Here is a 21870-nt window from a genome sequence, read left to right on the forward strand (position 1 = left end):
GTGTTTTGCATTATATGTAAATAGTATAACCATTGTAATACTGGCTATAATAGCACTGTGTAACTTATTGAACAAATACATATCTCGTTACGATAAGATTTTATGAAAAGAGACAAAGAAAAAACTAATGCTGCACTACGACATCATTAGTAATTCTGCCCGAATTAAGATATATAATTCTGTCACCAATGCGATTAGCCTCTTCTTTATCGTGTGTAACTAAAATGAACAATATGTTGAAGCTTTCTTGAAAATTTCTAATTTCTTCTCCAAGTCTAACACGCGTTTCCGAGTCAAGTGCAGACAATGGTTCGTCTAATAATATGGCATTTGGTTCTGTCATAAGAGCCCTTGCAAGAGCTACCCTTTGCCTCTCTCCACCAGATATCAGCAACGGAAATGAGTCTTTTAATTGGGTTATATTAAATTTAGACATCAGCTCTTGAGCCCTTAAATGATCAACCTTGTTCTTCTTTGAACCATAAAGAATGTTATTGTATACGCTAAGATGTGGAAAAAGAGCATAATCTTGAAACATCATACTAAATTTTCTTTTCTGGGGAGAAATAAAAATCCCTTTATCTGTATCTGCAAAAGCAGTCTCTTTAAAAACAATGCTTCCCTTGTGAAGCTTTCTTAGACCAGACAACAGTTTAAGGGTTGTAGTTTTTCCGCAGCCAGATGGACCAAACAAAACTAAGACTTGATTTTCTGCTTCAAAGCATATTTGCAAATCAAAATTAGAAAGTTTTTGAAATATGTTAACTTTTAGCATTTTCTAACTCCTTATAAGAAGCTTTCTTTCTAGATATTTTGTTTGAAATAAATATTAAGACCAAATTGATTAGGCAAATGACGGCCACATAAAAAAAGGCCTCGTGCATTTGGCCATTTTCTGTTGCAAAAAAAATCTGAATAGGAACGGTATTTGTAACACCAGGAATATCACCTGCTACCATTATAGTCGCTCCAAATTCTCCTAATGCCCTTGCAAAAGCAATGATAAAACCAGAAATTAAGCCGCGGGATGAAAGAGGAACGGTAATTGTAAAAAATATTTTCCAATTACCGGCACCTAAGGTCTTAGCTGCATCTTTTAGATTTTCATCTATTTCTTCAAAGGCTGATCTTGCGCTTTTGTACATTAAAGGAAAAGATACTATAAAGGATGCGATTGCTGCTGCATAAATAGTAAAGACAATTGAAATGCCAAAAGTATTTTTTAAAAAAATGCCAAGAGGTCCGTATTTCCCAAATAAGACAAGCAAAAGAAATCCCACAACAACAGGCGGCACCACTAATGGCAGGACAAACAGCCCATCTAGCACATCTTTACCCTTAAAGTTATTCTCTGACATAAACCTTGCAACTAAAATGCCAAATATTACAAGAAAGATAGAAGACATTAGCGACGCCTCTAAAGAAAGCCATATTGGGGTATAGTCTATACTGTTCATACTAAACTAATATGTGCTCTTTAATTTTCACTTGAAGTCTTGGGAGGCAAAAAGCCATATCCACTAAGAATCTTTTGTGAGTCCTTGTCTAACAGGTATTTCATAAATTCTGTGGAAATATCTTGATTTTTTGACGAGTTAATAATAGCTGCATAATATTCGATCGGTTTATGATTTAGATCGGGAATCGTGCTTGCAATTTCCACATCTTTAACAATCGCTGCATCAGTCCTATATACAAAACCAGCATCAACGTTTGAAGTGTTTACATAATCAAGAACCTGCCTAACATCCTTTGCATAAATAAATTTATCTTTAAGCTCGTTAAACAATCCTACTTTTTCCATGCTTTCTTTGGCATAAACACCAGCTGGCACACTTGGGACTGCACCAATAGCTATACGCTTAACGTCCTCCCTCTTCAAATCATCAACACCCTTTATGCCCAAAGGATTGCCCTTTGGAACTATTAAAACAAGTATGTTCTTAGCAAAAACTTCTGATTTAGATGGATCTATTAATTTTTCAGACTCTAAGGTTTGTAGATCTTTTAAAGAAACAGGAAGGAACAGATCTACCTTGGCCCCTTGCTCTATTTGTTGTCTCAAAGCACCAGATGCACCATAGTTAACCCTAACTAAAACATTGGGATAAGCTTTTTCAAAATTTGCAATAATCTTATTCAAAGATTCGGTAAGACTAGCTGCTGCTGAAATGGTAATGGTTGTTTGTTTAGAGTTAGTGGATTTACTAGACGAGCAGCCTGAAATCAAAAACACAGAAGAAACGACAATCAAACAAGCAAAACACACAATAACAATCTTTTTCATAATTATTTCCTCCTTTTCATATGTGAAGGTGTGTTCGTTTCCAAACATACCCCGTGGGCTTAATAAAGCCCAGGTTATATATCCATGACAAACGTTTTAGGATATACAACTCGGAGAACCCTTGAACTTTGGACTCCAAGTCCGTCGCTCTGCTCAGCTAAGCTACGGGCGCGCAGGATGTGGGCGATGAAATATCACCCGCAAACTTCAAATTTTTTACTCAAACTTTGATATGAGTGAAGAACTCCAAGCTCAAGCTAAGATGAAGTCGCCATCGACGTTTATTTAACTTAGCAAGCCCTCTTAAAGGCTGATATATATTATATATGGTAATACAATCTATTTGTCAAGGGTCAATACAGGTTAAAAGATAGTGATTATAAAAAATGCACATATTCTTTGACTTACTATTTTTTAAGTTAATTTCATTTTTAACATATAATTAACAAAATAAAGTCAATTAATCTGATCTCTAATTAAATTTGACATTATCTTGTGATCACTCATATAATAAAGTCATTAAATACTGTTTTGGGAGGATTATATGGAAAGTACTTTAAGAAATCACTTAAAGGGCAAGATTGTTGAAATTGTTAAAGGTGATGTGGTATCTGAAGTAAACGTAGAGACCACTGCTGGAATTATAGTTTCTATAGTCACGACCAGAAGCGTGGAAAAACTTATGCTAAAAGTTGGAGACGAGGTAAATGCAGTAATAAAGGCAACTGAGGTGAGTATAGAAAAGCCTTAAAATTAGCTTGTTTCAGTTAATTTTACAATAGTTGGTTTTCTATCTCTCAAAAATAGCAAGTGTTTCTGTGTGGACAGTATTTGGATAAAAGTCAAAACCATAAATCTTTTTTAAATCATATTTTTGCAACAAATATGACATATCTCTGCCAAGGGTTATGGGATTGCAAGAAAGATAAATAATTTTTTTTGGCAGAGCTCTCAATATTTTTTCTAATAGTGTTTTTTCAGCTCCTGGCCTTGGAGGGTCAAGGATAACGACCTCAGAATCCTTTAAAAAATTGATATCAATATGCTCAGAAGAGGACAAAAATGATATTATATTTTTTGTGTTAAGAATTTTCAAATTCTTCTTTGAATACAAAAATGAATTTTTAAAAGATTCTATTAATACTATTTTGTCTACTAAATCTCTAAGAGTTATGCCTATTGAGCCAACTCCAGAATAAAGATCGGCCACCTGCTTGAATCCTTTAACCTCACTTCTAATAATCTCTAAGGCCTTAGAAAATAGCTCAATATTGTTTTGGAAGAAACAGTCATAGCCATACTTTATCTGAGTGCCCAAAAGATCTTGTTCTATAAATTCCTGACCATATATTTGTTTATTATTCCCGGCAATTACAACAAGACCAACTAAATTTTCAATTTTGGGTAAAATAATTTTATCAATTTTATAATTTAAATAAATTATTCCCAATACTTCGCCATTTGTCCCTTTTCTAAAAACAGCCCTGTCAAGAGCCTTTCTGTCTATATTTAAAGAATTAATGAAATCTAAAAATCTATATGCAAGGCGATTTACCCTATCGTCTATCAGCGCACATCCATATTCAAGAGGCACAAGATTTTTTGTCCCTCTCTTATAAAAGGCATATTTTAAATTAAGGGCGCTATTATCTAACTTATATTCAATCTTTGTTCTGTATCCATATATATCATTTGCTTTATAAAACGAATCAAGTCTTAAGTCTTTTTTTACAGTTTGAAATATTGCCTCTTCAGTTATATTTTTTTTCAAATCAACCTGATAGTCATAGCTTATAGTCTGCCAGGGTGAGCAGTTAAGATAGTGCGTTTCTTTCGGGGGGACTCTAAACATAGATGGCTCAATTATATTGACGAGTTCTGCTTCAATATAGTCTTTCTTTTCGTTAACGAACTTAACTTCAGCAATCTCTTCAGGCAAAACCCCATAGCAGAACACGACTTTGCCAGAGGATTTTCCAAGAGTCTTACCAGAACAAACTATCTTTTCAAATTTTATAGGTACTATATCCATTATTTTTTAACTGTCGCTATAACCTTGAGCTTTACATTTGGATCAAGCTCTTCAAATGACAAAATTGGTATTTTCGGTAGGGCTCTTAATGTGAGGGTTCTGATATGAGGTCTTATTCTTGATGTCGTCAAAACTACAAATCTCTTGCCCTGAGACAGGGCTTCCTGCACTGATGCTGTAATATTGTTTACAATAGTCTGTGCAAATTGATTGTCCAAAACTTTATTTTCAGTCAAATTAGAATAAATCTCGCCCTCAAGATTGGCGTCTATTACGATTGCGCTTATTTCTCCAGGAGAGTCTTCATAAATCTGAGTAATTGATTTTCCTATCCTTTTTCTAACAGCCTCAGTGAGCGTGGCCACGTCCCTCAATTGTCTGGCATTATCAGCAAGGGCTTCAAAAATTGTCACCATATCTCTAATAGAGATGCCCTCGCTTAAAAGGGCGTGTAAAACCTTCTGGACGTCTCCAATTGAGAGCAATTCGGGCACAACCTCTTCAACCAACACGGGATGAGTCGTTTTTAGAGAATCAATAAGAGTTGAGGTCTCTTGTCTGCCAAGTATCAGAACAGCATTGGATTTTATGACTTCTGTCATATGGGTCACAATGACAGAAGATGGGTCTACTACAGTATAGCCTGATAATTCAGCAACTTCTTTTTTTTCTAAGTCTATCCAAACTGCGTTTAGACCGAAAACTGGTTCTTTAACCTTTATTCCGCTTATTGTAACCTCCTGCCCAGCCGGAGGCATGGCAAGCAGTTTATTTGGATATGCGTCTCCAACGGCGACTATATTTCCCCTGATTTTTACCTGGTATCTGGTAGAGTTAAGTTGTAAGTTGTCTCTTACTCTGATTGGTGGAACTATAAAGCCCATTTCCTCTGAGAGCTTTCTCCTGGTGAGGGCCAGTCTGTGGAGTATGCCCTCCCCTCTACTCACATCGGCCAGTTGCACCAAAGAATATCCCATTTCAAGCTCCAGTGTTTCAACTTTGAGAATTGAAGGATCAATTTCTACAGGCGGAAGAACAACTGGCACTTCAGCTTGAGATTCCTCTTCAGAGATCGCCTCTTCTTTGCCTTTCTTTACAAGAAGATACCCAGCAAAACCAAAAGCAGCAGCAAGAATGAAAAATGGGAGCTTTGGCAAACCAGGAATCAGACCCATAATTAACATTATCAAGGCAGCAAAAAGTATTGCAGAGGGCTGAGCCACCATCTGAGTAAAGGTGTCTGAGCCAAGTCCTCCTTTACTCGATGCCCTTGTTATAATTATGCCAGTAGAAGTGGATAGAAGAAGTGCTGGAATTTGAGAGACAAGACCTTCTCCGACCGTTAGAAGCGTATATGTGCTTAAGGCCTGTCCGATATCCATATTGTGTTGTACTATACCAATGATAAAACCGCCTATTATGTTAATAAACATTATTACAATGGCAGATATTGCATCACCTCTTACAAATTTAGATGCGCCGTCCATGCTGCCATAAAAATCTGCTTCTCTTTGGATATCTCTTCTTCTTTCCCTTGCCTGATCATCGTTTATTAAGCCAGCATTTAGATCTGCATCTATTCCCATTTGTTTGCCAGGCATCGAATCCAATGTAAACCTGGCTGCCACTTCTGCCGTACGCGTTGCACCGCTTGTAATAACAAGGTATTGGATGACTATAAGGATCAAAAATATAATAAGACCAACCACGTAGTTGCCGCCAACCACAAAGTTACCAAATGAGTAAATTACCTCACCAGCAAAAGCGTGCAAAAGTATTAGCCTTGTCGCTGCTATCTCTAACGCAATCCTAAATATTGTCATTATTAAAATGAGCGTTGGAAAGACTGAGAAATCAAGTGGAGTAGTTACGCTTAGCGTCACCATAAGAGTGATAATTGCAAGAGATATATTCAGTGACAGCAATATGTCCATCATTACAGGGGGCAAAGGAATCATCATAATTCCTAAAATAAGCATAATTAGTGCTGCAAGAACGGTCTCCGATCGCGAAAAAACGCTGCTCACCTAATTAGATTTCCTTTTTAACTCATGCATGTTGATTGAGGCTTCGTCAATATGTGATTGATCTTCTTTTAAAAATTCCCTTACGTATAGCTTTAGATGCTGGTCTTTGATTTTCTCCATAATCTTTCTTTTTACATCTTTCAAAAGAAAGTCAGATTTGTCTTCTTTTGCTTTTAGATAGGCTGAATACAATTCGTCTCTTTTTCTCTTCAGTATTTCTTCGGATACATACATATTGTTTAATAAAATATTAATATTCTCAACGTTCGAGCCATTTTCTAAAGCAGAGTTTAATTCTTCTCTTGCAGTTAAAACTTTTTTAAAAAAGAGTTTATATTCTTTTTCTTTAATCATAAAATCGCTCAGTGACTTTGCAAAAACCCCCAGAGAGGTGTCTCTTTCTATATCTCTGAGTTTTTTTATCTTCTCAAACTTAAAAGCAAATTTCTTCATTAGTATACGATCTCATCTTCTCCGCCACGCGATACAACTATAGTACCTGCTTCTTCAAGCCTTCTTATTATCGCGACGATCTTGCTTTGTGCCTCCTCAACCTGTTTTAACCTTACTGGACCCATATATTCCAATTCTTCCTTTAGCATCTGCGCAGCTCTTTGAGAAAGATTTTTCAGTATTCTCTCTTTAACCTCTTCAGAACTGCCCTTGAGAGCGATACCAAGATCCTTCGAATCTACCTCTCTAAGTACTACCTGAATTGAACGATCGTCAAGGTTTACAATATCATCGAATGTGAACATCAACTTTCTGACATTTTCAGCTAATTCTGGATCCTTTTCATCCAGCGCCTCTAAGACAGATTTTTCAACCGCTCTACCCGACCTTGATAAGATTTGAGCTAAAGTCTGAACCCCGCCTACTTCAGTAAAGTCCTGACTAACAATGGTCGAAAGTTTCCTTTCAAGAACGCTTTCGACTTCGCGAATAACGTCTGGAGAAGTTCGGTCCATAGTAGCCAACCTAAAAGATACATCTGACTGGATGGCAGGCGACAGCTCACTTATGATTGCCCCAGCCTGCTCTGGTTTTAGGTGAGCCAGCACAAGAGCAATAGTTTGCGGATGCTCGTTCTGAAGAAAGTTTAAAAGCTGCCTTGCATCAGCCTTCCTTGCAATTTCAAAGGGTCTAACCTGAAGAGAAGAAGAAAGTCTTGTCAAAATTTCCTGGGCCTTGTCTACGCCGAATGCCTTTTCCAAAAGCTCCTTTGCGTAGTTTACTCCTCCTCTTGATGCGATCTCTCTGGCATACATAGTCTGAAAAGCCTCTTCTAAAACTTCATCTACTTCATTGTTCTCTATCTTTCCCAGACCAGCGATTTCAAGCGTTAGAAGGTCCACATCTTCGTCAGAAAGATGTTTCAAAACGTTTGCGGCCTCAGTCGGACCAAGCTGCAAGAGGAGCGCAGCAGCCTTCTGTCTATTTGAAAAATGTTGTCCTTTCACTTATTCCTCTCTCAACCACGTTTTTATGAGATTGGCAACCTCTGAAGGCTTGTCTTTGGCAAGCCTTTCAACTTCATCCCTTGCCTTTTTCCTTGCTAACTCTTCTGGGCTAAGAGGTTTTTCATGTCTTATACCCTCAGCACCAATTGTCGCATCAAGAATCTGTGCCCCTTGCCGACCTGGTTCTTTTTTCATGGAAGCCAGAGCTTTTCTAATAAATACAAACGCTATTATGGCACCGATAATTATTGCAGCCCACATAGCAATGCTTTTTATCATGTCCATCAGTTGAGCTTGCTGCATAGCCTTGATTTCGCTTTGCTGGTATGTCCTATCAAATGGCATTGCCTGAACATCTACACTGTCACCTCTTTGGGGCAGTATGCCTGCTGCATTGGATACCGCAGTAGTCAGTGACTGAAGGTTTACTGTTTGAGGTGTACCGTCAACCATTACTGAAACTGTAAGCCTTTTTATATCTCCAGCAGGGTTCTTGATCATCTCTTCCTGCTGGTTTATCTCATAATTTGTAATATCCTCTGTTTTCCTGCTCGATGATGTAGAGCTTGGCGCAGGAGTCTGATAGGAAGGTATGCCCTGAGGCGATGTTGTTGACTGGGTCTGAGGAGCAGCATTCTGACTTTTTGAGGAATCGGTAGATACCTTACTCGATCTTACTATGCCGTTCTGACCGACTACTGGTGTATATGTCACCTTTTTAACCTCAGATGAGGCAAGGTTGAGCTCGGCAGAAACCCTGACAACTGATTTCCCGGGGCCAAGCATTGTGTCGAGCATCGTCTGGATTTTTCTTTGGACTTCGCTCTCATATTTTCTTTTCATATCAAATTCTCTTTGTGAGAGCCCAGACCTGTTAAAGGAGAGGTTGGCAGAAAGAAGCTCCCCTCTTGTATCCATAATAGTCACATTTTCTGGCTTAAGACCTTCAACAGCTCTAGAAATTAGAAATGCTATGGCCTCAGTCTCTCTTTCAGAGATGCTCTGGCCTGGTTTCAAATTTAGCATAACTGACGCGGTAGCTGGCATATCCTGGGACACAAAGAGCTCTTTCTTGGGGAGCACAATATGTACTCTTGCCCCTTCCACGCCGTTTATCTGAGAAATAGTCCTCGCAAGCTCTCCCTGCAAGGCTCTAATATAATCAACTCTTTGGGTAAAATCAGTGGTAAAAAGATTGTTTTTGTCAAAAAGCTCAAATCCTATGCCAGAACCCTCTGGAAGGCCTTGGGCAGCCATAGAAAGCCTTAAATCATAAACCTTATCTTTTGGCACCAGAATAGTAGTGCCAGAATCTTTCAACTCATAGGGAATTTTTTGATCTTTGAGCTTTGCTACAATAGCAGCCCCATCAGTTGGGGATAGATTCGTAAATAGGGGGGCCATTTGAGGCTTTAGGAGAAATATAGAGGTAAAGATTACTAAAATAAAGGCGAGCGCAACGCCAGATAACAACAAAAAACGCTTCCCCGGAGAAAGCGCTAAAAATCGATCACGCAAACTGAAAAAAAACGCGCGAACTCTGTCCATTTTATTAGGTTGTTATTCTAGACAGATCCTGATATGCCCCTATAAGCTCGCTTCTTACGCTCATTAAAAGTTGCATAGAAAGAACTGCGTCCTGTTGCTTTATAAGAGCTGTAGGAAGATCAATTTGGCCTGCTGCAAGCTGCTCCGCAGATCGATCGCCTTCTTTAAGGGATGAGTTTACGTTGCTCACAAAATCCATCAACGTATCCTTAAAGTTAGACGTAGGTTCACTTTTCCCGCCCAAGCCAATAGAACCAATAGAACCGAGATTAGTGTTAATGGGTTCAATAGGTTTCATTTCAACTGATCCAGGGTCTGACCTATCATAGATTTTGTAGCGCTTACAGCGTTCAGATCAGCCTCATAAGAACGAGACGCGTTAATTAAAGAAACCATTTCTTTAATAGGATTTACATTTGGGTACTCCACATAGCCATCAGCATTTGCTTCAGGATTGCCAGGATCGTACACCATCCTGGGAGGAGAGTTATCACTTGCAATACCTGCCACCTTTACTCCAAGAAAGCTGCCATCCTTGCCAGTAGATTCTTGTAATTCTACTATTTGTCTTTTAAATATTTGACCATTGCCGTCTTTTACAGAGCTATATGCGTTAGCTAAATTGTTCGCAGCCACATCCATCTTCAATCTTTGTGCCGTCAAGCCAGATCCAGCTATTTCTAAAGTCTTTAAAAACATAAAATCACTCCCTTTAGCAGGATATACCATTCATAATATTATACACAAAAAAAGTAGATTTTAAATTATTTACCGTTTTTCATTGCCAAAAAGAGAGACTCCTCAAGAGAATATGAGGATTTATCCAATATTATTTGCATGCCCATCTTGTTATTTTTATTAATAACAATAGGAGCCAAGAGATTAACAGTAGAATCCTTTGCAGGGTCTTTCATATTTACGATACAAAGAACTATCGCATCTTCTTCCTTTTCAAGCTCCAGCATATCAGCATAAAATTTGTCTATTATAACGTCGTAATCCTTAAATGCGCTAAAAGCCTCCACGACTATAAATCTAAGATTTGAAGACATGTCTTGCAGATAAGCTAAAGGAGAAGATTTGTCAGGAATTAATATCTTAAACTCTCTCTCCCCGTCAAAGCCATAAATGCCTTTTGGAAATTTTATATTTTCAATCTCGCTAAAAGTTTCTTTCTCTTTATGCATTTTACCCTCTTTAGGTTAAAAAGTTTTTTTAAACAAAAGTTATTGCAAATAGTTTACAAGCGATTGGGGCAATATCTGAGCACCAACCTTCAAAGCCGCTTGATACGCTGTTTGACGAGTAGAATAATCAGTAACTACTGTGGGGAAATTTACGTCTTGATAACTGGCGAGAATAGTGTTGTAATTTGTGGTCGCATTAGAGTAATAATTAGATAGATATTGCATCATATTCTGTCGCGAACCAACAGTCGATTGAAGGTCATTATTTGTGGTAATGGCACTTTGAATGTCAGAGATTGTGTTTGAGATGGTTTGTTGGTTCCCAGACTTCAGTGCAAGTTCAAGGTTATCAAGAGACTTAAAAATAGGCAACAACTGAGTGCCATCTATATTTACAGTAGTAGCGGCACCTGGTTCCACCGAGTAGGTTATAGCAGACGCATCGCCCGAATATACAACGTTTCCATCTGAGTCAAGAGAAAAAGGAGCCTTAGAGCTTTTCGAGCCCGCAAATATATACGTGTTTCCTACAGAGGTATTTGCAACAGAAAGAAGAGATTGCTTAAGAGCTTCCACGCTTTTCTCAAGAGACGTCAATGAGTCTGAATTCGTTACGTTTGCGCCCTGCAAAGCAATGGTGTTTGCATTATTTAGTATGGTAGATATCGAACCAAGAGCAGAATCGGTTGAGTTCAAAATAGACTGACCAGCAGTAATGTTGCTCTGATAATTAGTTATGCCATTAATCTTCTCTTTGAAGCTCATAATATAGTTATTCGCTACCGGATCGTCTTGAGGAAGTTGAATGGCGTTTCCAGAAGATAGCTCATAAGAATCCTTTGAAATAGACGTAAGCTGACTATTTAAATCCGAATTAAATTGATTTACCATCATATTCATAGTTACTCTTGACATTGTTTATCCTCCAATCTACCCCGTGCTATTTATAAGCTTATCTAACATAGAGTTAATAGTATTTATCACCCTTGCAGAAGCAGAATAAGCTGTTTGATACTGTATAAGATTGGTCATCTCTTCATCCATACTTACACCCTCAACGCTTTGCTGTTGATTCTGTAAAAGAGTGACAACATTGCTTTGATCTGTATAATTTGTGGATGCCTGCTGACCCTGAGTCCCTATATTGCTTGTCATACCTATATATGCATTTGCAACTGTTGAAGACCCATCATAATTGTTGAAACCCAGCGCAGACGTATAATCTCCCAAAACCCTTATGGACTGATTTTGGTTGGTAGAATTAAATGTCAAGGCCTCTCCATTTGTCCCAACAGTAATGCCATTAAGAGGCATACCACTTCCGCCATAGAGAGTATTTAGCTCGCTGGCTATTGAGGCAGAATTAGAATAACTGCCAGATGGGAGATATATATTGCTGGTAGTACTCTGATCTGTCAATGTGTTAGTAGAGATAATAGACAAAGTCCTTGCTCTGGGATCCACACCGTTTGCTGTGGAACCATACATTGCAAAGTTATATAGATTGCTGTCAGACTGTGCCGAATTGGTAACTCCAGTAGAATCAAAACCCTGGGTACCATCGCCAGCCACTGTTAAAGACGAAATACCAAGACTTGGAGTATAAAAAGCCAGCTTGCCGTTATTGTTCTCTGCATAAACTTGACCGCTTAATGAAGATGAGTTAAAAGCGCTATTCCATGCGCTTGCTAGAGAATCAACGCTCGTATAGCTTCCTGTGGGTATGCTTATGGTCGTCGGACTTGAAGCATTGTTAAGTGTAAAGTTAAGCGTTGCATTGCTTGTTGTGGCTACATTAAGAGGAAATGTTACAGAACTGCCCACAGCAGCAGGAAACGCAAGGGCTTGAAGCCCTGATGCCATAAAAGATGAACCTTGGAAGGTAGAGTCCTGTATAGGGGTAGTACCCTGTAGGTTATCTACCAGCTTAAATGCCAAGAGATTGCCATCCTGATAGGCCTGTATAAGGGGTGTAGCAGTTGCATTTTGGACTCCAGTAGAGCTAAATCCCAAAAGGCCACTTGTGTCCCCGGAAACAGATAAAGACGCAGTAGAATCTAAAACCTTAAATCCCAAAAGGCCACCGTCATTATAAGCCTGGACATGGCCAGAAAGTGAAGAATTTGCTGCTATTTGAGTGTTTATATTGCTAATTAAATCATTAACTGATTTGTAATTGGAAGCATCCGCAGTTATAGTACTGCCATTTATAGTCAATGTCCTCTGTGCTGCGGTTGCCGATCCCAAAGCAAGGTTTAAAGTAGATGGAGAGTCTTCTATTGCATGAGGGGTAGATGTCAGGGCACTATTCGCCATTATTTTAGAGTTAATCTGATCTATTAAGCTCGTCGTAGGACTTGGCGGCGTGCCAGCTGATGCAATTTGGGTATATGTATTTGGATCTATGATAACGCTCTGAGAAGCAAGTCCACCCAACTGGATAGTAAGGGTTCTCTGAGCTGCAGTTGCTTTGGAAAAGTCCAGGTTATAAATTCCGCTCGTTCCCACGTCGGTATTTGCGCTTGAGAGGTTATATCCCGTAGAGCTAAGGTATTGAACGGGCAAGACAGATCCAGAAACGCTTGTCTGATTCGTAGGAGAGCCATAGATATTTTCATTTTGCAAATTTGCAATTGCCTGAGCTATCTGGCCATCCCCACTGCCGCCTGTGGCAGAAGCGCCTATAAGGCCAGGGTTATTAACTATTCTTGGATCTATGCCCATAGTCGTAATGCTACTGCCTGTGAAAAAATTCAGCGTGGGGTTTATATCTCTTACAAGCGATGTCGAGTTAAGAGGATATCCCTGTGATTGTAAGTTGTTTACTGCTGACATAAGAGAGGTGGCCTGACTATTTAGCTGATTCATATAGCTTACAAGATTGTTGTCCCTCATATCCAGAGTAGCTCCTATCTGGCCCCCAGAAACGCTGGCATTCATGCCATCGCTTGACCACACAAGTTTTGACATAGGCTGAGACGTGGAGTCATTTGGATCAGACGGATTGGAAGTGTCAGGGATAACACTAAGCGAGTCATAGCCAGAAGTTGAAACAAGAGAGTGCCCGCCAATAGAAACGAGCAGATTTCCTGATTGATCGGTCGTATAGTTTACGTTCACAAGTTGCGAAAGCTGATTAACCAGGCTATCTCTTTGATCCATTAAATCGTTTGGCTGCTGACCGCTCGCATTTACTACAGAAATCTGTTGATTCAGGGTGTATATATTTTGGGCAATTGTATTCACGTTCGTGGAAAGTGTAGACAAGCTGCTATTTAACTGATTCCTTAAACCTGTAATAGAGCTATATAAGTTCTGATAAGAAAAAATAAGGTTTTGTGAATCTGATACCGCCACCTGTCTGGTAGACAAATCGGACGGGTTGGTTGACAGAGATTGAAAGGCCGTGAAGAAGTTTTGCAGACTGGTCTGTAATCCATTACTGCTGGGCTCTGCTAAGGCAGTCTGGACCTGCTGAAGCAGGGTAGATGAAGTGTTGTAATAAGATTGAGAGCTAGTCGCAGTCCTCACTTCAGAGTCTATAAAACTGTCTCTATATCTTTTTATAGTAGAGATATTTACACCCGTGCCAACCTCTCCAGCATTGGGATAGCTTAACGGGGTGCCCTGATCAAAAACAGGCGACTGTCTTGAATAACCAGTTGTGTTTGCGTTTGCTACGTTGTGGCCTGTAACGTCCATTGCAAGTTGGTTGGAGGCAAGAGCGCTCTGTGCAATCTGAAGGCCTAAAAAGGAAGATATTGTGCTCATTATATTTTTGCCTCAAAAGAAAAGTTTTTTACAGGCTTACCTTCCAGCATTGGAATACCACAAATCTTCAAAGTATACTCGTTCAAAGACTTTGCTATGCTAAGAAGGTGCATATTTCTTTCGTTTAGCTTCTTTACCTTTTCGAGGAGAAAAAGAACTTCTTTTTTTTCAGCGGGTGAAAATCTTCTATTTTTGAGCGCATTACCGACAAGATTGAACACCCTCTCTTTCTTTTGCGTGATCTCAACAAGTCCCTTTACGTCATCAGAAATCAAAATATCCTTTTCCTGCTCCAAAAGATCTATTGCATCTTCTAAAAGCTTCATTGTTTCGAATTACCTAAATAAGAGTTTATTGCGTCAGAAAGCTCAGCGTTTGATTTTACTCCGTTAGAGCTTAGCCTTGAAGCTATAGAGCTTAAATCTTCGTTGCTCTTAGTAAGAGGCAAAACGTCCATAGCCTTCTTTTGTAGGTCGACAACGCTTACACTTTGAGCCAAGCTGTCTTTAAATGTTTGAGTTTTGTCAGATTTACCTAATTTTGAAATTCCAGTGGAAGATCCAGATGGAAAAACTCCATATATTTTCATATTTACCTCCTTGTTAGTTTTCTATAATAATATATCGACAGGAGGCTTTCATTTTTTAACCTATCTATCAATGTAAAATCCCTTTTTCTTATCTGTTTCCTTTTTTAAATCTTCAGCAACCTTCTTAAGATCCTTGCCAAGCTTGTGCCTCAATAGAGCATCTCTATCTATATCGCCTGAAGAGGCCACAGTCTTTATTCTTCCCTGCTTTATGAAGCGAAGGATCCAAAATTCATCCACCTGAGCGCCCTCAGAAACCTCATTAGGACTAGAATTAGGATTTTTCCTAAGATACTCATTGACCTTTCTAAACACCTCATCTTCTTCTTTTACGTGCTCAGGGCAAAGGTCGTAGCCCAGAGAGTTGAACAGTCGATTGCATCGAGCGCAATTTATCAACGGCACCCTCATCACCTCCAACAAGTTTATTTTTTAGAAAATCTGCTATGCCTATTCCGCCACCTTTGCTAACAGTATCGGCAATATTTTGAAACAACATATCATACTCTATACCCTTACCTGGCTTCCAAGAATCCTCTCCAGGTATAGTCCTTTTCATCTCTTCAAGAAGCTGATATATAAACAGTGATTCAAAGCCCTCAGCCACCTTTTGTAGCTTGGCAGAATTCTTATTGCTCTGGGCATCAGTACTCTTTTGCGATTGAACTGACTTATCCAACACGCCTTGAAGATTGCCTATGCTATTTAAGCTCAAACTAAAATCACCTGCCTTAAAATTAATTCAAAGCAAAAACTACTACATAACAATTAAATCTGCCTCAAGAGACCCTGCCTCTTTCAGAGCCTGAAGTATCGCTATTATATCCCTTGGCGTCGCACCTATGCTGTTTAGAGCCTTAACCAGATCATCTACTGTACCGTTTACAAGAACTAAAGATCCAGCCGATTCCGTAGCAGTTACCTGGGTATTAGGAGTAGTCGTTGTAGTGCCTCCCGAAAGAGAGTTTGGCTGAGATACAGTAGGAGTAGTTTTTATCTGTACTGTAAGATTGCCATGAGCTATGACAGCGCTCTTCAATGTAACGTTCGAGCCAATTACTACCGTCCCAGTCCTTTCGTTCACAACTACAGTTGCCTTGTTGTCAGGATTTATGGGAAGCTGTTCTATATTCGATATAAAGGCTACGCTATTATTTGCAAACTCAGTTGGAATTGCAACCTCAATAGTTTTCGCGTCCACAGCCTTTGCGATATCTCCATATGACGAATTTATAGCACTAGCAACCCTCTCTGCAGTAGTATAATCTCGCTTTCTGAGAAAAAGCTTTATGGTGTTCGACGGTTGAGACATTGCAGGAATATTTTTTATCAGCACTAAGCCGTTGTTTAGATTGGCCACTGTTGGAAAATTCTTTATTGTCCTGTTTCCCCCGCCGCCTACCGAATACGCGCCGCCCACAGATATCGGTCCTTGTGCGAAACCGTATTGCACACCATCAGGACCGAACATGGGAGTCATCAAGAGTGTCCCGCCTGCAATAGAGGTTGCATCGCCCATGCTTGATACCACAGCATCAGTCCTCTCTCCAGACATACTTTGGGTAGAAACGCTGCTACTAACCATTACTGCAGCCACATTTTTCGCTTTTAGCTGAGAATAATTAAAATTAACCCCAAACCTTTGGAGCATATTTGCATAAGAATTAATTGTAGATTGAATTTTGTCAGAATCTCCAGTCCCATTTAATCCTACAACCAATCCATAGCCTATAAGTTGAAATGAATTCGTACCGTCTGTATAACATATATCTTTTATTCTGGCTTCAGCATGAGCGCCCCTCGCGCCAAAAGCAAAAATAAATATAAATATTAAGGCAACTGATAGAAAGTTTTTCATAGCGATCATCCTAAGGAAAAACTATCCCTATTACGTTGCCGAAAAAGTTCCCTATGGCACCCAATATGCCCTTTGCTCCAGTCGGAGATGTGCCCTTTATTATAAGTTGGGCATCAGATATCTGATATGAGTAAATAGTATTACTATCGCTAATATCTTCTGGTCTTATAAGGCCGTTTACAACAATGCTTTGCTTTTCTTTGTTAACCTGGATATTCTTTGTGCCCTCTATTCTCAAAAGGCCACTTGGCAAAACCTCAACAACCCTTGCCTCAATATCGCCAGTGATAGTTGCCGATCTGCCATTGGAACCCTGATCGGAATACTGCCCGCTTCCAGATGCTGACATATTCGTCTTTAGGGGGTTTTTTACAAAGGGCACTTGTATGTTACTATTCGAATTAGAATAACTTCCCTGTTTTTTGGTTGAGGTAGAGGTAGAAGAGTTAAGATTTTCTGATAAAAGAATCATTACTGTATCTCCCACCGCATGCGCCTTTACATCAGAATAAAGATTTACATATGACGGATCTGGTTTAAACATATCCGCCCAAGCAGGAGAAACGAAAAACAAAAACAATAAAATCCCAAATAATATTTTCTTCATATTAATCACCCGTCTGAACCTCACTTGAGGATATTATTTTTCCTGTAAAAATCTTGTTATTTGTAGTACACCTAACTTTTATATCATCGCCAATTGAACCCGATCCAAGAGCTACTGCAGGCAAAGAGAAAGTAGCGCTGCCTACCTTGCCTACTACCACTATTCTTTGTCCTAATTTTATATCAATTCGCTTTGAAATCAAATTCAATCTTATTACCTGACCCATTGCAACGTTCGTATTTATAGTAGATCCATTTATATTATCATCTATCACAAAGTCTTTTGGAAGTGTTGAAAGCTCTCTTTCATCTTTTACAACGTTATCGTTAACGCTTAATACGCTGCCAGCTTTCAGGGGAATTTTTGCCACGTAAACGTTTAACCATATTCTAATTAGATAGTCGGCTTCAAGAAATCTTTGTATGCCATCCTGGTTATAGAATATTACGAACTTATTAACTCCAGAATGAATGGCGCCCATACTCATCGCCTTGGTATAGTCCAGATCTGGGAGGGCATAAATAGGCTCTATTGCAAGCTTTGACGGCTGAAAGGTAAGAGAATCCTTTACAGCAGAAAGTACCAAAGAGTCAGGGCTGCTTGCCATAGCGCTATAACCAATATTTAATGATATAAAAATTAGAAAAAATATTAAATATCTTATTAAGAGCTTAAACATCTTAATAACTGTTTATGGGAGTTGCTTGACGTTGTTTGCGTCGCTAAGCATTTGATCGCAAACTGTCATCCCTTTTGCGCAAGATTCATATGCCCTTTCAGCGGTTATAAGATTTACCATCTCTTCTACGACCTGGACATTGCTCATTTCCAACATTCCCTGTTCTACCCAACCAATGCCCTGAGTGCCAGGCGTCCCAAGTATAGCATCGCCCGAAGCAGGAGTGTTTTGGTAAAGGTTAGACCCAAGGGATGTAAGTCCTGATGGGTTAATAAACCTTGCAAGTTGAATTGTCCCCAGGTCTTGCACCGTTCCATCCTGCATCTTGGCTGAGACAGAGCCGTCTTTGCCAACGCTTATTGAAACAGCGTTTGTCGGAACTACAACAGATGGTTGTAAAAGATATCCTTCTGGGGTCACAATCTCGCCTGCTGAGTCAAGTGAAAAATCTCCTGCCCTTGTATAGGCAGTAGAACCATCAGGCAGTGTAACCTGAAAAAAGCCATCTCCCTGTATAGCCATATCCAACTGGTTCCCCGTTTGCTGGAGTGGACCTTCTGTAAATATTCTAACAGTAGATACAGGCCTCGAACCCAAACCAACCTCTAAACCCGTAGGAAGCATATTGCCCGATGCACTGGTAGCACCAGCAGGTCTGACTTCCTGGTACATAAGGTCTTCAAATTCCGCCCTTGCATCTTTAAACCCCGTAGTATTAACGTTCGCAAGATTGTTTGTAATAACGTCAACATTTGTAGTCTGGCTAATCATGCCAGATGCTGCTGTCCAAAGAGCTCGCATCTAATCCTCCATAAAAGGGCCCCCGACATGCGGTCCAGCCCAAGATTTATTTTTAAATTCTAAATTGTGTCAACATTTGACCTGTTTCATTATCTTCGGTAATTATTGCCTTCTGACCACTTTCATACGCTCTCTCCAAAGCTATCATGTCAACCATTTCTTTAACAGTGTTCACATTGGAACCTTCAAGATACCCTTGAACTACTTTAAAATCGGGAGTGCTTCCAACCTGTCCGCTATAGCTAAAAAGACTCGAGCCTTGAGGCGCTATAAGAGACGGATTATCCAGACTCACTACCCCAAGAGTATCGGTCTGCTGACCATCAACCTGGATAGAACCGTCTGAGGCTATAGTTACATTTTGACCATCAATAGTAATGGGCGTATTAGCACTCGATAGAACAGGATAGCCATCTTGTGTAACCAACTCATCATTGTTATTTAGAGCAAAATTTCCGTCTCTTGTATATCTAATACCGTTTGGTGTCTGGACCTGGAAAAAAGCGTTTTTGTTAAGAGTAATAGCAACATCGAGCTTAGACGATGTATGCTCAAGACTTCCAGCAGAAAGGTCTACTGCCTGAGTAGATAGCTGAGAACCACTTCCTAAGTATCCCATAAATGGATCTACACCCCCATCAGTTTGCAGGAACACCCTGTTTATAGGTTGGCTATCGCTCTCCGAAATGTTTTGGATTAAACGTTTAAATCCTGGTGTAGATATGTTCGCCAGGTTGTTCGTAACAGTATCAAGCTTATCAGAGAGAGTTACCATACCGCTCGCAGCTGACTCTATACCTCTAACCAATGTCTCACCTCCTTAACTGTTATGAATATTTACATACAATACAGTTATCGACAGGCTCAAGGTATTATTTTAGAGCTAAATGCTGAAATTTAGCCTTAGAAATTCCAATCTAACCCTCAGCATACTATAAATAAAAATTGATACCAAAAATATATTTCTAAGATCTACCTTACTAAAATTTGTTGAAAAATTAAATCATATAGTATAATAAATTTTTAATTTTAATTAAGTATTAAGGAGTATGTGAAAAACTGGAACAATTCGAATCAAATATTATGAAAAGTAATATGCTAAAGCTTATAGAGCAAGATGGCGAGTGGTACCTTCATCTTTTGAACCTTTCTCCAAACTGTGTAGAGGTAATAGATCTAGAAGGAAAGCTTTTCTTCTGCAATGAAACTCATAAAAGCTTATTCGGATATGACACAAATTCACTTGTAGGCAGATACTGGTATGAATTGCTCCCGAAAGAAGACAGAAATCGCGCCCGCGATCTGTTTAGGGAAATTGTTAATAAGGGGAAAAGGCCTCATTCGATCCCAATGCGAGGGCTAAAATCAAACGGAGAAATAATAAATTTATGGGTAAGATGGAATTACCTTAGATTGGGAGATTCTTCATTATTTGGAATTTTTGCCGTAATTACAGACATTAGTGATCTGCTTTTGAAAAAAGAGCGCATTTTGAGAAATGAACAGAGTATGGATCTGATTTCTTCAAGAACCCCCTGCGCATTCTTCAGCTACAACTTTAAATCCAAAAAATTTCTCGCATCATGCAAATGGAAAAAGCTACATAACATTGAAAAAGGCGCTAAATTAGACACCTTTGGGTCTCTCAATAAATGCATGGGAAATGAAGCAAGCAAGGCTTTAATAGACTTTATAAACTCCTTTGAGGGCGAAGGGATAAAAGAGGTCAGATACTCTATAGAATCTTTAAAAGGTAAGATAGAATTAGTCAGTGCAGCAAAAGCAAAGGTCACCAAAAAGAGCGGCATAACATATCTATCTGGAGTCACATTTCAGGTTGAAGACGATGAGGCTCTTGAAGAAAGATATAAAGACTCCCATGCAGATATCATGGAGAAAAATCCTTCTGCGATGTTTACTTTTGACCCAAATAGCCTAAAAATACTTGATTTTAACAAGACATTTCTAAAAATAACGGGATTTCTCAGTGAAGAAGTAAAGGACAAAGATCTCTTTGAACTATTTCCTGTAGAAAGTCAAAAGCTAATAATCATTTCTAAAGAGGTCTGCTCGAGCAACTCCGGTTCATATAGCACCCACATCAGGTGCAAAAACTCAAGAATAAAAGATGTATCAATGAATTGCTCCTTCCACAGAGACGGCAAAACAAAATTTGTACTTTGTGTGCTCGAAGATCAAACAGAAAAAAATCTATCCATAAGAAAGCTGTTTGAAAGAGAAAGGGAAACCAACAAATTTAAAGAGAGCTTGCAATCATTAGTAAACCTTGAGTGTGAAAAAAGGCTAACAGATCAAAGAGCCCAGCTAATTCGTTCTGGATACGATGCGTTAAAGTTTTCAACAGATTTTATTTGTGACTACATGGACTTAAAAATAAGTAAGCTTTATCAGGTGATTGATAAGATTGAAAGCTCCATAAAAGACAAAGACTTATCTAATGAACTCTTATCAAATCTTTTCAAAGAATGTAAAAATTCTTTTGGACTCATTAAAGAAAATATAACAAGGTCTAAAAAATTGAAATCTTTAAAAGTTGATGGACCTAAAGATGATATTTATAACACAATAAGAAATTGTACTGATATATTTATACCAATTTGGGACATCAACAAAATAAAATATAACTTATCGATCGGTGAGAACTTTCAGTCATACTCAAAAGATGAGACAATACTTAGAGATGTTATCTTGTCAATATATTCTATTATTACCAAAAACATAATTGAGGCTTCAAAACAGGATGAGAACAAAAATTTTGAAATAAGAGTTTTGTTAACAAGAAGCGATAACTTTGTTAATGTAGAATTTTGTGACAATGCAATTGTTGATTACGATAGTGCGAAAATCTCAAAATATATCAAAGATGCTATTTCAAAGAACTTACAGGCTGCATCTTCATTGACATTAACTTACCTTAATGGAATTCTTTTGCACAAAAAAGAGACAGATGAAAATATACTTCAACTCAAGATCCCTATTGTCGTATTATAATTAATAATAATT

At 38.8% G+C, this 21870-nt stretch carries 24 protein-coding genes and 1 riboswitch; of the genes, 2 read left to right on the top strand and 22 right to left on the bottom strand.

The features are described from left to right. Positions 1–124 precede the first annotated feature (124 nt). The 3 genes from V4762_RS08350 to modA all read right to left on the bottom strand — a co-directional run bounded on the left by V4762_RS08350 (position 125) and on the right by modA (position 2287). Complete coding sequence (locus V4762_RS08350) at positions 125–775, bottom strand: ABC transporter ATP-binding protein (protein ID WP_347315324.1); 651 nt, start codon at positions 773–775, stop codon at positions 125–127. Further along, the gene (modB, locus tag V4762_RS08355) at positions 762–1457 is read right to left on the bottom strand and encodes a molybdate ABC transporter permease subunit (protein WP_347315325.1); all 696 of its coding nucleotides are present in this window, start codon (positions 1455–1457) and stop codon (positions 762–764) included. The genes V4762_RS08350 and modB overlap by 14 nt, the downstream gene beginning before the upstream one ends. Before the next feature lie 20 nt (positions 1458–1477). Continuing rightward, positions 1478–2287, bottom strand: a complete 810-nt coding sequence (gene modA / locus V4762_RS08360; RefSeq protein ID WP_347315326.1) for a molybdate ABC transporter substrate-binding protein — start codon at positions 2285–2287, stop codon at positions 1478–1480. Then, a riboswitch (molybdenum cofactor riboswitch) is annotated at positions 2281–2415 on the bottom strand. It overlaps the preceding gene by 7 nt. A 416-nt stretch (positions 2416–2831) precedes the next feature. Between modA and V4762_RS08365 the strand changes: the two genes are divergently transcribed. Continuing rightward, positions 2832–3038, top strand: coding sequence for a TOBE domain-containing protein (locus tag V4762_RS08365; RefSeq protein WP_347315327.1), 207 nt, complete (start codon positions 2832–2834; stop codon positions 3036–3038). Positions 3039–3077: 39 nt separating this feature from the next. Here the strand turns inward: V4762_RS08365 and V4762_RS08370 are convergent, their stop codons facing one another. The 19 genes from V4762_RS08370 to V4762_RS08460 all read right to left on the bottom strand — a co-directional run bounded on the left by V4762_RS08370 (position 3078) and on the right by V4762_RS08460 (position 19654). Further along, on the bottom strand, positions 3078–4319 hold the full coding sequence (locus tag V4762_RS08370) for a class I SAM-dependent RNA methyltransferase (protein ID WP_347315328.1): 1242 nt from the start codon (positions 4317–4319) through the stop codon (positions 3078–3080). Beyond that, positions 4319–6346 (bottom strand): flagellar biosynthesis protein FlhA, encoded by a 2028-nt coding sequence (flhA, locus tag V4762_RS08375; protein ID WP_347315329.1) that lies wholly within the window; start codon positions 6344–6346, stop codon positions 4319–4321. Before flhA ends, V4762_RS08370 begins: the two co-directional genes overlap by 1 nt. Next, a complete protein-coding gene (locus V4762_RS08380) occupies positions 6347–6799 on the bottom strand; it encodes a flagellar export protein FliJ (protein WP_347315330.1) in 453 nt (150 codons plus the stop codon). Then, a complete protein-coding gene (gene fliG, locus V4762_RS08385; RefSeq protein WP_347315331.1) occupies positions 6799–7806 on the bottom strand; it encodes a flagellar motor switch protein FliG in 1008 nt (335 codons plus the stop codon). The genes V4762_RS08380 and fliG overlap by 1 nt, the downstream gene beginning before the upstream one ends. Further along, entirely contained in the window at positions 7807–9354 is a 1548-nt protein-coding gene (gene fliF / locus V4762_RS08390; protein WP_347315332.1) for a flagellar basal-body MS-ring/collar protein FliF, read from the bottom strand. Between the two features lie 4 nt (positions 9355–9358). Beyond that, complete coding sequence (locus V4762_RS08395) at positions 9359–9652, bottom strand: flagellar hook-basal body complex protein FliE (protein WP_347315333.1); 294 nt, start codon at positions 9650–9652, stop codon at positions 9359–9361. Next, positions 9649–10053 carry a flagellar basal body rod protein FlgC gene (flgC, locus tag V4762_RS08400; protein ID WP_347315334.1) on the bottom strand — a complete coding sequence of 135 codons (405 nt, stop codon included), beginning with the start codon at positions 10051–10053 and terminating at the stop codon, positions 9649–9651. The genes V4762_RS08395 and flgC overlap by 4 nt, the downstream gene beginning before the upstream one ends. A gap of 65 nt (positions 10054–10118) precedes the next feature. After that, positions 10119–10541 (bottom strand): flagellar assembly protein FliW, encoded by a 423-nt coding sequence (gene fliW / locus V4762_RS08405; protein WP_347315335.1) that lies wholly within the window; start codon positions 10539–10541, stop codon positions 10119–10121. Between the two features lie 39 nt (positions 10542–10580). Beyond that, positions 10581–11456: a flagellar hook-associated protein FlgL gene (flgL, locus tag V4762_RS08410; protein WP_347315336.1), complete on the bottom strand. Its 876-nt coding sequence runs from the start codon at positions 11454–11456 to the stop codon at positions 10581–10583. A 15-nt stretch (positions 11457–11471) separates the two neighbouring features. Next, on the bottom strand, positions 11472–14312 hold the full coding sequence (gene flgK, locus V4762_RS08415; protein ID WP_347315337.1) for a flagellar hook-associated protein FlgK: 2841 nt from the start codon (positions 14310–14312) through the stop codon (positions 11472–11474). Continuing rightward, positions 14312–14638: a hypothetical protein gene (locus V4762_RS08420; protein WP_347315338.1), complete on the bottom strand. Its 327-nt coding sequence runs from the start codon at positions 14636–14638 to the stop codon at positions 14312–14314. Before V4762_RS08420 ends, flgK begins: the two co-directional genes overlap by 1 nt. Continuing rightward, positions 14635–14901 carry a hypothetical protein gene (locus V4762_RS08425; RefSeq protein WP_347315339.1) on the bottom strand — a complete coding sequence of 89 codons (267 nt, stop codon included), beginning with the start codon at positions 14899–14901 and terminating at the stop codon, positions 14635–14637. The genes V4762_RS08420 and V4762_RS08425 overlap by 4 nt, the downstream gene beginning before the upstream one ends. Positions 14902–14961: 60 nt before the next feature. After that, positions 14962–15306, bottom strand: coding sequence for a hypothetical protein (locus tag V4762_RS08430; RefSeq protein WP_347315340.1), 345 nt, complete (start codon positions 15304–15306; stop codon positions 14962–14964). Further along, positions 15239–15616, bottom strand: coding sequence for a hypothetical protein (locus V4762_RS08435; protein ID WP_347315341.1), 378 nt, complete (start codon positions 15614–15616; stop codon positions 15239–15241). Before V4762_RS08435 ends, V4762_RS08430 begins: the two co-directional genes overlap by 68 nt. Positions 15617–15658: 42 nt before the next feature. Further along, positions 15659–16759 carry a flagellar basal body P-ring protein FlgI gene (gene flgI, locus V4762_RS08440; RefSeq protein WP_347315342.1) on the bottom strand — a complete coding sequence of 367 codons (1101 nt, stop codon included), beginning with the start codon at positions 16757–16759 and terminating at the stop codon, positions 15659–15661. 10 nt (positions 16760–16769) lie between these two features. Further along, entirely contained in the window at positions 16770–17366 is a 597-nt protein-coding gene (locus V4762_RS08445) for a flagellar basal body L-ring protein FlgH (RefSeq protein ID WP_347315343.1), read from the bottom strand. Between the two features lies 1 nt (position 17367). Continuing rightward, positions 17368–18045: a flagellar basal body P-ring formation chaperone FlgA gene (gene flgA, locus V4762_RS08450; RefSeq protein ID WP_347315344.1), complete on the bottom strand. Its 678-nt coding sequence runs from the start codon at positions 18043–18045 to the stop codon at positions 17368–17370. Positions 18046–18057: 12 nt separating this feature from the next. Continuing rightward, positions 18058–18846 carry a flagellar basal-body rod protein FlgG gene (flgG, locus tag V4762_RS08455; protein WP_347315345.1) on the bottom strand — a complete coding sequence of 263 codons (789 nt, stop codon included), beginning with the start codon at positions 18844–18846 and terminating at the stop codon, positions 18058–18060. A 52-nt stretch (positions 18847–18898) separates the two neighbouring features. Beyond that, complete coding sequence (locus tag V4762_RS08460) at positions 18899–19654, bottom strand: flagellar hook-basal body protein (RefSeq protein ID WP_347315346.1); 756 nt, start codon at positions 19652–19654, stop codon at positions 18899–18901. Between the two features lie 275 nt (positions 19655–19929). Here V4762_RS08460 and V4762_RS08465 point away from each other — a divergent pair, with 275 nt between their 5' ends. Next, the gene (locus tag V4762_RS08465) at positions 19930–21858 is read left to right on the top strand and encodes a PAS domain-containing protein (RefSeq protein WP_347315347.1); all 1929 of its coding nucleotides are present in this window, start codon (positions 19930–19932) and stop codon (positions 21856–21858) included. Positions 21859–21870: the final 12 nt, after the last annotated feature.

It is taken from the genome of Thermodesulfobium sp. 4217-1 (genome assembly GCF_039822205.1).
Classification (GTDB): domain Bacteria; phylum Thermodesulfobiota; class Thermodesulfobiia; order Thermodesulfobiales; family Thermodesulfobiaceae; genus Thermodesulfobium.

Coding starts and splice junctions, on each gene's coding strand:
- V4762_RS08420 (WP_347315338.1), bottom strand. CDS start 14,638: ATGAAGCTTTTAGAAGATGCAATAGATCTTTTGGAGCAGGAAAAGGAT.
- modB (WP_347315325.1), bottom strand. CDS start 1,457: ATGAACAGTATAGACTATACCCCAATATGGCTTTCTTTAGAGGCGTCG.
- flgA (WP_347315344.1), bottom strand. CDS start 18,045: ATGTTTAAGCTCTTAATAAGATATTTAATATTTTTTCTAATTTTTATA.
- fliF (WP_347315332.1), bottom strand. CDS start 9,354: ATGGACAGAGTTCGCGCGTTTTTTTTCAGTTTGCGTGATCGATTTTTA.
- flgK (WP_347315337.1), bottom strand. CDS start 14,312: ATGAGCACAATATCTTCCTTTTTAGGCCTTCAGATTGCACAGAGCGCT.
- V4762_RS08465 (WP_347315347.1), top strand. CDS start 19,930: ATGAAAAGTAATATGCTAAAGCTTATAGAGCAAGATGGCGAGTGGTAC.
- flgL (WP_347315336.1), bottom strand. CDS start 11,456: ATGTCAAGAGTAACTATGAATATGATGGTAAATCAATTTAATTCGGAT.
- V4762_RS08425 (WP_347315339.1), bottom strand. CDS start 14,901: ATGAAAATATATGGAGTTTTTCCATCTGGATCTTCCACTGGAATTTCA.
- flgG (WP_347315345.1), bottom strand. CDS start 18,846: ATGCGAGCTCTTTGGACAGCAGCATCTGGCATGATTAGCCAGACTACA.
- flgI (WP_347315342.1), bottom strand. CDS start 16,759: ATGAAAAACTTTCTATCAGTTGCCTTAATATTTATATTTATTTTTGCT.
- V4762_RS08395 (WP_347315333.1), bottom strand. CDS start 9,652: ATGAAACCTATTGAACCCATTAACACTAATCTCGGTTCTATTGGTTCT.
- fliW (WP_347315335.1), bottom strand. CDS start 10,541: ATGCATAAAGAGAAAGAAACTTTTAGCGAGATTGAAAATATAAAATTT.
- flgC (WP_347315334.1), bottom strand. CDS start 10,053: ATGTTTTTAAAGACTTTAGAAATAGCTGGATCTGGCTTGACGGCACAA.
- V4762_RS08380 (WP_347315330.1), bottom strand. CDS start 6,799: ATGAAGAAATTTGCTTTTAAGTTTGAGAAGATAAAAAAACTCAGAGAT.
- V4762_RS08350 (WP_347315324.1), bottom strand. CDS start 775: ATGCTAAAAGTTAACATATTTCAAAAACTTTCTAATTTTGATTTGCAA.
- V4762_RS08370 (WP_347315328.1), bottom strand. CDS start 4,319: ATGGATATAGTACCTATAAAATTTGAAAAGATAGTTTGTTCTGGTAAG.
- V4762_RS08445 (WP_347315343.1), bottom strand. CDS start 17,366: ATGAAGAAAATATTATTTGGGATTTTATTGTTTTTGTTTTTCGTTTCT.
- modA (WP_347315326.1), bottom strand. CDS start 2,287: ATGAAAAAGATTGTTATTGTGTGTTTTGCTTGTTTGATTGTCGTTTCT.
- V4762_RS08365 (WP_347315327.1), top strand. CDS start 2,832: ATGGAAAGTACTTTAAGAAATCACTTAAAGGGCAAGATTGTTGAAATT.